Annotated in this window: 12 protein-coding genes and 2 pseudogenes; 10 read left to right on the top strand and 4 right to left on the bottom strand. The window is 40.5% G+C overall.

The features are described 5' to 3' along the window. The first annotated feature begins 142 nt into the window (after positions 1-142). The 5 genes and pseudogenes from LC608_RS34765 to LC608_RS34785 all read left to right on the top strand — a co-directional run bounded on the left by LC608_RS34765 (position 143) and on the right by LC608_RS34785 (position 4,186). Positions 143-322, top strand: a complete 180-nt coding sequence (locus LC608_RS34765) for a C4-dicarboxylate ABC transporter (RefSeq protein WP_308189976.1) — start codon at positions 143-145, stop codon at positions 320-322. Between the two features lie 307 nt (positions 323-629). Then, positions 630-839: pseudogene (locus tag LC608_RS34770) on the top strand (IS66 family transposase); the annotation flags it as partial. Between the two features lie 353 nt (positions 840-1,192). Next, complete coding sequence (locus tag LC608_RS34775; protein ID WP_229557885.1) at positions 1,193-1,555, top strand: hypothetical protein; 363 nt, start codon at positions 1,193-1,195, stop codon at positions 1,553-1,555. A 185-nt stretch (positions 1,556-1,740) separates the two neighbouring features. After that, positions 1,741-3,120 carry an FG-GAP-like repeat-containing protein gene (locus tag LC608_RS34780; RefSeq protein WP_229557886.1) on the top strand — a complete coding sequence of 460 codons (1,380 nt, stop codon included), beginning with the start codon at positions 1,741-1,743 and terminating at the stop codon, positions 3,118-3,120. A 604-nt stretch (positions 3,121-3,724) separates the two neighbouring features. Next, positions 3,725-4,186: a GIY-YIG nuclease family protein gene (locus LC608_RS34785; RefSeq protein ID WP_229557887.1), complete on the top strand. Its 462-nt coding sequence runs from the start codon at positions 3,725-3,727 to the stop codon at positions 4,184-4,186. Between the two features lie 117 nt (positions 4,187-4,303). On the opposite strand, the pseudogene LC608_RS37760 reads toward LC608_RS34785, so the two are convergent. After that, positions 4,304-4,404: pseudogene (locus LC608_RS37760) on the bottom strand (HU family DNA-binding protein); the annotation flags it as partial. Between the two features lie 116 nt (positions 4,405-4,520). On the opposite strand from LC608_RS37760, the gene LC608_RS34790 reads away from it, so the two are divergent. After that, entirely contained in the window at positions 4,521-5,030 is a 510-nt protein-coding gene (locus LC608_RS34790; RefSeq protein WP_229557888.1) for a thiol-disulfide oxidoreductase DCC family protein, read from the top strand. 313 nt (positions 5,031-5,343) lie between these two features. Here LC608_RS34790 and LC608_RS34795 read toward each other — a convergent pair whose 3' ends face one another. Both LC608_RS34795 and LC608_RS34800 read right to left on the bottom strand, forming a co-directional pair. Next, positions 5,344-5,619, bottom strand: a complete 276-nt coding sequence (locus LC608_RS34795; protein WP_229557889.1) for an HU family DNA-binding protein — start codon at positions 5,617-5,619, stop codon at positions 5,344-5,346. A 147-nt stretch (positions 5,620-5,766) separates the two neighbouring features. Further along, positions 5,767-6,075, bottom strand: coding sequence for an HNH endonuclease (locus LC608_RS34800; protein WP_229557890.1), 309 nt, complete (start codon positions 6,073-6,075; stop codon positions 5,767-5,769). Between the two features lie 125 nt (positions 6,076-6,200). On the opposite strand from LC608_RS34800, the gene LC608_RS34805 reads away from it, so the two are divergent. The 3 genes from LC608_RS34805 to LC608_RS34815 all read left to right on the top strand — a co-directional run bounded on the left by LC608_RS34805 (position 6,201) and on the right by LC608_RS34815 (position 9,065). Beyond that, the gene (locus LC608_RS34805) at positions 6,201-7,919 is read left to right on the top strand and encodes an ankyrin repeat domain-containing protein (protein WP_229557891.1); all 1,719 of its coding nucleotides are present in this window, start codon (positions 6,201-6,203) and stop codon (positions 7,917-7,919) included. A 106-nt stretch (positions 7,920-8,025) separates the two neighbouring features. After that, positions 8,026-8,319, top strand: coding sequence for a DNA-3-methyladenine glycosylase (locus LC608_RS34810; RefSeq protein ID WP_229557892.1), 294 nt, complete (start codon positions 8,026-8,028; stop codon positions 8,317-8,319). Between the two features lie 125 nt (positions 8,320-8,444). Beyond that, entirely contained in the window at positions 8,445-9,065 is a 621-nt protein-coding gene (locus tag LC608_RS34815) for a class I SAM-dependent methyltransferase (protein WP_229557893.1), read from the top strand. Between the two features lie 243 nt (positions 9,066-9,308). Here LC608_RS34815 and LC608_RS34820 read toward each other — a convergent pair whose 3' ends face one another. After that, the gene (locus LC608_RS34820) at positions 9,309-9,857 is read right to left on the bottom strand and encodes a GrpB family protein (protein WP_229557894.1); all 549 of its coding nucleotides are present in this window, start codon (positions 9,855-9,857) and stop codon (positions 9,309-9,311) included. Between the two features lie 746 nt (positions 9,858-10,603). Here LC608_RS34820 and LC608_RS34825 point away from each other — a divergent pair. Further along, positions 10,604-11,062: an HMA2 domain-containing protein gene (locus LC608_RS34825; RefSeq protein WP_229557895.1), complete on the top strand. Its 459-nt coding sequence runs from the start codon at positions 10,604-10,606 to the stop codon at positions 11,060-11,062. Positions 11,063-11,130: the final 68 nt, after the last annotated feature.

Below are 11,130 nucleotides of genomic sequence, written 5' to 3' on the forward strand. Positions count from 1 at the left end.
AAGACTACATGTGGAGTCGATGGTTTAATTAAAATAGCACTTGAATTAATTAATCCTGAACATCTCAAAAATTGGTTTACAAATTGCTGCTACTGTACCTCATAAACTCCGAATCTGCTGTATATTTATGCTTTTTTCTTGAATCTCTTCATTTATTTATCTGTTGACTCCTCTGGGTGGTGTTCATTCTTATTGCTCCTTATTGAGAATAGGTTTTCATGCCATTTTTGGTGATTTACTGTTTCTAAAAGGCCTTTTTTCACTCAATATGTTTGTTTTTATGCTCATTTGGATTTTTTATCTCCGTAATTTCTCTCTGTGACAGTTTAGGGTGCGGAATGTGGGTTACGAAAAAAAGTAGGGATTTTTAGAATAGTGGGATAGGTTCATATAATACTTATGATGCCCAGACAACTAATTAAAAGTAACTAATAAAACCAGTAACGTTAGATTAATAACCCAACTTGTTAGTTAACTTGGGGCTGCTCTTTTGTGCTGTAGACGCAACAGCAAGCGATCGCCTACGGCGGGCGGTTACGCCATCGCACTTGTGTAACATCTGCAATTCAACACTCACATTTCCCCTAACATTGCCATATCCTGTCTTGAGAACAGCGAACGCTACACAGGCCGAACGCTCGCTTCGTTTGGCTGTTACTAAACGTAAAGTTAGTGGTGGTTCCCGTTCAATGGAGCGGTTTCAACACACTGCTAATTTACTGACGGTGGTGCAGACTTGCCGTCGTCAAGGTAGATATGTCATTGATTTTTTTGCTCAATCTCTACTGGCTGACTCTAATAATTATCTGTCTCGCCCTTCTTTACTTCCGCAATTTTAGACCTGAATCCTTACATATTTCCTAAGAATGTTGCGCGAACTTCAGTGTTTCTAACTAATAATTCTTTAATATAGTATTTTCTAGGTTCTGTAAACAATTGTAACAATAGTTAATACTTCGCGTAAAACTCACAGTCTGAAGCTGATATATGAGTATAGCTATGTTCGTATTATTTCATATAGTTCAACCATGAGTTACACACGTTCATACCGACTCTATGAAGTTAAAAATGCTTTTGATAGTTCAAATGCTCACTCTTTTCTGCAACATTAATGCTAGACAAAAGTAGCTCTGTCTTAATTAAGCAAAAATAGTTGTGTCATCAAGGTTATTTAACAAAATGAGGTCAATAAATGGCAACACTTAGCATAGAACAACAAGAATTAAAAGAATTAAGAGATCCGACAGCAAGTACATTCGATACTTCAGAAGCAGGAATAATTAAACCAGTATTTTCTACAAATGAGAATACTCAATTAGAAATACTAAAAGAACTAGAAACAGATACATTTAATAGTGTAGATAAGGATGATACTCAAATAATAATAGGCACGCCTAATGCGGATACACTGAATGGTGCTGATGGGAATGACATCATAACTAGTTTAGATGTCGGTGATATAGTCTCAGGTCGCAATGGAGATGACCTCATTAGTGGAGGAGGTGGAAACGATTACCTTCTGGGTGATGCTGGTAAAGATATCGTCTTTGAATGATGCTAAGGAAGGAAAAAAGATATTAGAGAATTTGAGAAGCCAAATTGTGACGCAACGGGTGCAGCGATGCCTACGGCGGGCTTCGCCTACGCACTGAGTCCTAAGTGTGATGAAAGTGTGAAATTCAAAAATTCAATGTTTGAAACTATTTACTTTGTAATTGACGTGTATTACAGGAGTATTTTATGAGCAATGGAACATTTAGTTCTCAATTTCAGGCAAATGATGGATTTAATGTCAACGGTGGAGGATGGACTAGCTTTGATAAATATCCACGACAGCTAGCTGATGTCAACGGAGATGGTAGAGCTGATATCGTTGGTTTTGGTGAGGATGCTGTCTTTGTATCTCTAGGTCAAAGCAATGGAACATTTGGCTCTCAATTTCAGGCAAATGATGGATTTAATGTCAACGGTGGAGGATGGATTAGCTTTGATAAATATCCACGACAGGTAGCTGATGTCAACGGAGATGGTAGAGCTGATATCGTTGGTTTTGGTGAGAATGCTGTCTTTGTATCTTTAGGTCAAACCAATGGAAAATTTGGTTCTCAATTTCAGGCAAATGATGGATTTAATGTCAACGGTGGAGGATGGATTAGCTTTGATAAATATCCACGACAGCTAGCTGATGTCAACGGAGATGGTAGAGCTGATATCGTTGGTTTTGGTGAGAATGCTGTCTTTGTATCTCTGGCCCAAAGCAACAATACTATTAATGGCGGTAGTGGCAATGATATCCTCAATGGGGGTGCTGGCAATGACACATTCAAAGGCAGTCAGGGTAACGACAACATCAATGGTGGAGATGGCATTGATACCGTAGACTACAGTCAACTAGGCCAAACCATTACCTTGTCAGGTGTCGGAACCATTCAAAAAGCTGGAGGATTGGGGCAAGACCAACTCTTTAAAGTAGAAAAGATTATTGCTAATGCAAATGTTGCCAACAATACCATAGATACATCCCAATCTTTGCCTGAGGTATCTATCACCGTTAACCTGCAAACCCAAAGTTTGGCTGCCAATAACGTTCCTGTTTTGGGAACATTGTCATTTACTGCAATCAACTTTGATAATGTCATCGGCACAAATGCAAATGACTCCATTGTTGGCGACAACCAAAATAACCAATTATCCGGTAATAATGGCAACGATACCATTAACGGTAGTAGTGGCAACGATCGCCTCATTGGCGATAGTGGAACTGATCTTCTGACTGGAGGATCAGGTAACGATATTTTCGATTTCAACTCAGTTTCTGAGAGTAAACCTGGTCTGTTGCAAGATGTTATCACTGACTTCGTTGGAAACGGTAACTTAGCAGGTGACCAAATTGATCTATCTACCATTGATGCCAACCCCTTTATAGATGGAGATCAAGCCTTCACTTACATTGAGACCGCCGCATTCTCCGCAGTTGGTCAGATTAGGTATGTAGGAGGTATTCTTCGAGGTAACACCAATTTCGATTTTGACGCCGACTTCGAGATTCAGATCCAAGGAGCGCCAGCACTAGCACTATTCGTGGTAGCAGGAAATCCCACAAGCGACATTATCCTTTAATTAATGATAATTGAATAGTCGGGGGGAAAGGTGAGCTTAAGAGGATGTTTTAAAAGTCGCAAAAGGTATAATTTTGCCGTTCTGTACTGGGTTAAGTGCAACGAAAAATTAAGGTTTTAGCCATCTACTAAGATACTTCGCTGTGCTAACTATGAGAGCAAAAGACCCTTTTAAAACATCCTCTAAGGACAATTTCCACAATCCAACGAAACATATCCATAACCCACCGCATAAAGTTTTCTCCCCGATAGCCACCATCCATCCAAATAGTATTTAACCGCTTTACCTTTTCCTCCATGCGATGGACTCGCCTAAGAACTTTTTTTGCCCAGTAATGAACCCGATATCATGACCAGTAAATGATATCCAAGTCTGCCAACGTTTGGTAACTGGATGCTGTACAATGCCTGTAGTCAGTTCATTGTCCTCAAGCACTGATTTTTTCTTTGGGCCACCGAATCCTTTAAACATAGCTGTATTTAGTAAACGCTATTTTAAAATGCCCAAAATCAACACAGCGATCACTCTAGTAAGCTGCTAACAGGTTTGACTCCATCCAGTTCTGCGCGATAATCAACTGGTTTGTACATTCCCATTAATCACCTTGGAACCCAAGCAGCTAAATTTATTTTCTGATTTGACCGTCACACCAGCACGCACAGCAGAGACACTGGTAATGAGTCTTGAGGCGCTGTTGAAGTGGAAATCTCAGATTTTTGAATATCAGCAGAAGGTGAGAGAGAACAAACCACCACAGCAGACGGCATTATTTGACCTTACCCCTAAGCACTGCGACTCAGACCAAATTGATCCACTCTTGCTGCGGCTTGTGCCAATGTCGTTTTATCGAATGCCAGTTGATAGTCCTGGGTCAACTTGTCTGTATTTCATCATAGACTCGGCGGCTTCTGTTGTGTTGTACGTGGGCGAAACGTGCCGCAGTAACAAGCGATGGCAGGGTATACACGCCTGCAAAGATTACATCGCCAGCTACCAGGATTTACATTATCGCTATGGGTTACTCTCCAGCAGTCAACGCCGCATTTTGGTGGGATGCTCCGGTTGATCGACCCGCACGGCAAGAGTTGGAGTCAAATCTTATTTTGAAGTGGCGCAGTTTATTTAATAAGGAGAACTGGGAGCGCTGGGGGCAGCCTTTTGGGTAGGGTGGCTTACTTATGCTTTATGGCGCTACTTTTTCTTTAAACTGTAACAAGCAGAAAATGCAGGCACTCTAGTGGCTGGAATTGTCATTACCTCTTGGGTTTTGGAATTACTACCCTTCACGCTAGTAGCGATGCCTACGGCGGCAAGCTACGCGTCGCTCAAATGTGCTAAACCCTATAATTCCAGAGGCGTTACGCTTGATGTAAGGAAATAAACTTAGTTAAGATCCCAAAATGTCCTCACCACAAATCCAATCCTACGGTTGTAACAACTCTCTAGACCAGCCTTTATCCACTCTGCCGTCGTGGAAAATCAAACTGCTGTATGACGGCCAATGTCCCTTGTGTGTGCGTGAGGTTAACTTTTTGAAAAAGCGGGACGCGGGTCGAGGGCTGGTGGCGTTTGTAGATATTGCAGCTGATGACTACAATCCTCAAGCAGATGGCGGTGTTGACTATGAAACTGCAATGGGGCGTATTCATGCTGTGTTGCCAAACGGAACGCTAGTTAAAAATGTTGAAGTTTTCCATCGCATTTACGAAATTCTGGGGATGGGTTGGGTCTATGCTGCAACTTCCTTACCAGTTATCGGTGCTATTGCCGACTTCCTATATGGAATTTGGGCAGATTGGCGACTTTTTCTAACAGGACGACCAGATTTAGCGACTATTGTACGAGAGCGTTCTTCTCGACAAGCTTGCAAGACCCAAAGCCGTTGTCGCTTAATGGATGAAGATGACTAAGCCCAGTTTCATAATAAACGATGTCTTACTGCACACTTAATTGAAATTGTGACTCGTGAATGAGCAAAAACAGTGGAAGCTTTACTACAAAAAACTTGTGTTCCTTGTAGTGGTGATTTGCCGCCAGTAACTGAGACTGAAATTGCTGAACTTCTGATTTTAACAGAAACAGATTTGTTGGTACGGTAGTAATAGCAGAATTGTAGTAACGTTACTCCCTAAGAAGCAGCCAAAGTTTCATAGTCGATTCGATACTTGAATTAATCGATTGTGGCTTTGCAGTGATTGGATTGCCAGTGGTAAAGCAATTAATCTATGGCGCTACTTTTTCTTTAAACTGTTTCCCAGCAGAAAATGCAGGCACTTTGGTCGCTGGAATAGTCATTGGCTCATTGGTTTGGGGATTACGCCCCTCACGCTCGGAGCGCTCACGCCGCTCAAATGAGCCAAACCCAACGAGCGTTATCTTCTCCCCATTGGCTACAGCCTCAGTCACGACTTCTAAAAAAGCACTAATCACCTCATCAGCTTGCTTTTTTGTGATGTTGGCTTTGGCTGCTACAGCATCTACTAATTCCCCTTTGTTCATATAATCACCTCAAACCATTGCAAGTAATCGAAATCTAGCATCACTACCTTTTATTAAGAAAGGGAAAAAGGAATAAATTTCTAGCAACACATGAAAATTAACAATGCTCAAAAAGCGTGAGCGCTCACATCTGCAATCGGTTAAATTTTAGCTAACTTTCTTTTGGGCAAACAGTGACAACTGTCCCGGAGAAATATTCCCGCGTCCAAATCGATGGTAGTAAAGGTGACAGCCACTACACAGGCAAGCCAAGTTCTCCAGCCGATTGTCACCAGGGTCACAATTCCAGTGATGTACCTGAAGTGTATGAGCTTTGCGCTGAGATTTTGTCCAATCAATAGGTTTTTCCCCAGGACGTAAGCAGACCTTACCACATTTAGTACAATGCCAATCGCAGTCAGCTTTTAGCGCTGTTGCAATTTCTTTCCAATTATCTGGATATACACCCTGACTCATGACGATGTATTTTTGCAATCTATGTGACTTCTCAATCAACAAAGCTTATCTTAAAATCGACTAAGTTAAAAGCAGGCGTTGCCACAAGAATTTTTCGCCAATTCAGAAGTTAGCTCAGAAAAATTATGCAAAAAATTCATATTTATGCACAGCAGGGAGATATTGCAGGAGTCGCACGTAAAATAGCCAATGGGGTTGATATTGAGCGCGTAGACGAGTATTCCCAGCAAACACCATTAATGTATGCGGTTAGTAGCGCCAATGCAGGTGTTGATATGATTCGCTTCCTCTTGGAACATGGCGCTAATGTGAATGCTGTTCAACAAAAATCTCAAAATACCGTACTTGGGTTGGCTGTGCAGTCAGGAAATCTAGAAAAAATCCAACTGATTCTGGATGCTGGAGCGGATATTAACTATCAAAGCCCAGACGGATATGATGTCTTAATCAATGCCATGCATGGTCGAGATATTTTGCAAGATCAAAACTTAATACCAACTTTGAATTTACTCATTTCTAGAGGTGCTGCTGTCAATGGCATGAGTAGCTATGGTGAGTCTGCAATCAAAGTAGCTGCTCATCTTGGGAGATTTGATGCTGTCAAATTATTATTGAACGCGGGTACTAACCCAGAGCAACTGGGATGGACAGAATTAATGCACGCTATAGTTTTTGGGAGCTTAGAGCAAGTATTGTTATTGCTGGAGCAAGGATCAGATCAAGATGTGCGTGATTGTTGGCATAGAACCCCTTGGTTATTGAGTATTCAGGTGGGTGAACTACCTAAAGCCAAATTACTCCTAGCTGCAAGAGCAAATCCCAACGATGTGGGAAACTGCGGAAAAACACCGTTAATGTATGCGATAGAAAATAATAGGCTCGAAGTCCTACAGTGGCTAATTGCAGAGGGATTTGATATTGAAGCCACTGATGACTTTAGTAACACTGCGTTAATAATCGCAGCAGAGCATGGTGCTACTGATTGCGTCAAAATTTTACTAGAGGCTGGCGCAAACCCTAGCAGAATCAATAATTGCGATGACAAAGCCATCAAGATAGCTACAAACAAGGAAATTGTTAGAATGTTAATTGCAGCTGGCGAAGATGTGAGCGATATTAACGATGATATGCGGCGATCGCTGACCGGCATTGTCAACAGCAAATTCTCATTATCACAATTATCGCCAAAACAATATTTTGCTGGCAAACATCCGCGCTTTGGTAAAGCTAATCCAGAATTGATGAAAATCCCCTTTTGGCAGGCGATGGTTTCTGAGGGTTGTTCTGCTTATACAGCCAAAAATCTTTTTAACGATAGAGAGAATTGGCAAGATAAAGCATGGTGCTATGATCGATTTGGCAGAACAATTACAGAATTACCAGATGGCAGAATTGTCGAAATTGCTGGTGAGCATGAAGACTACTACGATCCTGATTTTTGTATATATAACGATATTGTAGTTTATCAAGGTGATGGTAATTTTCAGATTTTTGGTTATCCCAAAGATATTTTTCCGCCAACTGATTTTCATTCAGCTACATTAGTTGGAAAATACATATATATTATTGGTAATTTAGGATATGCCGATGCAAGAATCTATAATGAAATTCCAGTTTATAGATTAAATTGGCATAGCTTTAAAATAGAAAAATTAGAAACAACTGGTAATAAACCAGGATGGATTAGTCATCACAAAGCTTGCTACAAAGAACAAGATAAAATTTATATTACTGGCGGTAAATTGTGTGTAATGGGTAATGAAAAATCAGAAGATTATATAGAGAACTCGGATGATTACGTTTTAGATTTAGTTAACTTAACTTGGAGTCGGGCTACTATTTAAATATAAATCTATCTCTGACTACTAGAGTTCATTTAATTTGGTGATATAAAGGTTTCCAGAGAAGGAATTATCATTGCCTCAAACCCTCCGGATGTAGGGTAGATGCTTGCTATCATCTAAGACTTTCGCACTTTCCTACATCCTCAACGCTTTTAAAGTCCCAATGGCAATGGAAGATGAATCAATTATCGAAGCTTTAACACCAATAAGAGGCGTTGGGCGTTGGACAGTGCAGATGCTGCTTATGTTTCGCTTACATCGGCTTGATGTTCTACCTGTTGATGACTTGGGTATTCGTGCAGGGATTCGCAGAATTTATAGTTTAGCAGAGCTTCCTAATAAAAAGACTGTAGAAGATTTAGGACAAATGTGGAAACCCTACCGTTCTATTGCCTGTTGATATCTGTGGCAAGGTTTAGAGATAAAACATAACTAAGCAATAGCAACAATAATCTACTGTTCTACAGATTTCCTCGCTCAACGTCCCTACTAAGCATAAAATTAAATTGTCAAGGGTTAAGAATTATGGGGTTGTACTCGCGAGTTATTTTTCCACGTCTTCTCGACTGGAGTTTGTCACTTCCAAACTTAGCTAAATATCGTCAGGCATTGTTAGCTGATGTAACAGGAGAAGTTCTGGAAATTGGTTTTGGAACTGGATTAAATTTGGCTTACTATCCTTATAGTATTCACAAAATCACTACAGTTGACGTGAATCCTGGGATGAATGCTTTGGCAAACAAGCGGATTAGTGACTCTGGTATCATAGTTGAACAACTCCTGCTATCAAGTGAAAATCTCCCGATGCCAGACAATACATTTGATAGTGTGGTCAGCACTTGGACTTTGTGCAGTATTGCAAATGTACAGCAAGCACTCCAAGAAGTTTATCGAGTACTAAAACCGGGTGGTAGGTTCTTTTTCGTGGAACATGGGTTGAGTGATAAGCCTAGCGTACAGGTTTGGCAGCATCGCTTGACACCTATTCAAAAAGTCGTAGCAGATGGATGTCACCTGAATCGAGATATTCAAAAATTGGTAGAACAGCATTTTGACCATGTAGAGCTAAAGCAGTTCACACCTGAAAATTTTTCAGATTTGATGGCTCATCTATACCTTGGATGTGCAACTAAGAAAGCATTGTAATTTTTGGCGGTAAGGCAATATCTAATAATTAGTTATGAAAGCCATTAATGCAATCCTATAATTTCTGCGACTTCGCGCCAGATTTCCCATCAACACGCTGCTCATCACTCCAATAGCCTATATCAGCAGGGCTTTCGGCAATAAGAGACAAAATCGATTGGAGAGGGGATGGGCTACGTCCCGTAAGAGCGATGTCTACGACGGGCTGCGCCTACGCTACTTCCTCCATCTGTACATTGACTCTTAACAAATTAGGGCTTGCCACTCCAGGGCTTTTTTCTCCATCGCTTTGATAAACTCATCTTTGCCATCCATATACCCTTCAATATTCTGAGGATATTTTTTTGCTAACTCGCGCTTTAAGAGGCTGTATTTTTGAGCAGCTTCAGGATGAGCAATCATGTAATCACGAAACGCTAAATGTCGCCTAATTCCGGATGAACCAACTTTATATGTGTGAATATTGTGAGTTCTAATCCCAGGTAAACTGTTCTTACGGAAGTAACGCCGACCAGTTAGCCCAAATTCGCCCATGTCTTCATACCCTATCGCTACCATTGCTGCACTTTGTTCATCAGTTTTGTGAATATCTTTGACTTCGATCAAAAAATCAATCACAGGTTTAGCATAAATGCCCCAAATTGCAGTACTACCAATATGGTGAATCGAAATAATATTTTCTCCCATCACCAATGCAATTTGCTTTGACTCTGCCTCAAAGTCCTCTGGCCACTTTGGGTTAGGTGGGACAACTTCTACTTTCATCGAATTCTTGAACTGATTGGAAGACATAGTTTTCTTTTCCCTCTATGGCTTTGATTAACTGCAAGAAGCTTATAGATTACGTTATGTGCGACTTTCTCTCAAACCTTACGAACTCCATCCCCAGATTTGCTTACCCAGGACCCCATCACCAGCAACCATATTCTGTGACCTACCAAGGAAGAAGCTCAAAATCACAGTTGCCGTCTGTGATGCGCTGACTGATGCTGACCTCTAAACTTTGTAATGGCAACTTCAAGATTATTCGTTTTTTGCGTAAAGCACGAAACCTGAGGTGAATAGTATTATATAACGGTACTTACTATGGATAAACTGGGGGCAAGATTAATTGTCCCCTATACAATTTACTTGTATCAAAAACTGCTCTAGCTTTCGTTTAGGGCAGTTTTATATTGCACGGTAGAAGCCAACGCCTTCTAATTTACCAAAAGCTGAACCGTCCTTGATTAATATATGGTTAGTAACTTGATCATGCTTAACTACTTTGCTGTTGGAAAACAATAATCGAAGCAAGAAAGCAAGATGTTTAATTATCTGTAGATAGGGAGGGTGAAAAACCCTCTACTACAGCAAAAAACTTTTTGGTTTACTGACTTTAGACGTATCTAATTAAACAAGGATATATACAGCAAATCTTAATAACTTTTAATAGAAAATAATCCGAGAGAAATAGATTTAACCCCATAACTACATGTTAGATTTAACCTATTGTTAACCTAGTCTTTAACTTAATTGAGATGTTGGTAATCGAGTAAATGGCTAAAATTATCAGTAATCACGAAAAATTAAGTGCATCGGGTAAAATATCATCTGACTCAATTTCTACACAACAAAGTAATAGAACGAAACATATTACACCTAAAGCGATCACTTTAGTTACGCAGTCACAGCTTTCAGGTGCCTTGCAAATAGTTCATGTAACTACCGGGCGCGTGCGACTGCGTACTACTGACAGTAGTCTTAACTTGATATTAGACAACATAGCTCAAGATTTACGCTCCATAGAAGAAGTAAGGGAAGTTGCCGTAAACGAACAAACGGGTAGTTTGGTAGTTAATTTTGATGAAGATAAACTCTCATTACCGCAAATTTTGGCGTTAAAATCCGATCTGATATCCAACTGCCGCAGGCTTCGTCTGATTCACCTAGCAAGATCGATCCCTTTGCAGCTTGGAAATCGCCTTCATTTTGGAAGGAGCAGGGTATTTCCCTAATTCCGATGATGACAGGCTTGGCGGTAACAGGAGGGTTGGGAATTCATGGCTGGGTATCGATTCCAGTT

It is taken from the genome of Nostoc sp. XA010, assembly GCF_020829625.1.
Taxonomy (GTDB): Bacteria; Cyanobacteriota; Cyanobacteriia; order Cyanobacteriales; family Nostocaceae; genus Nostoc.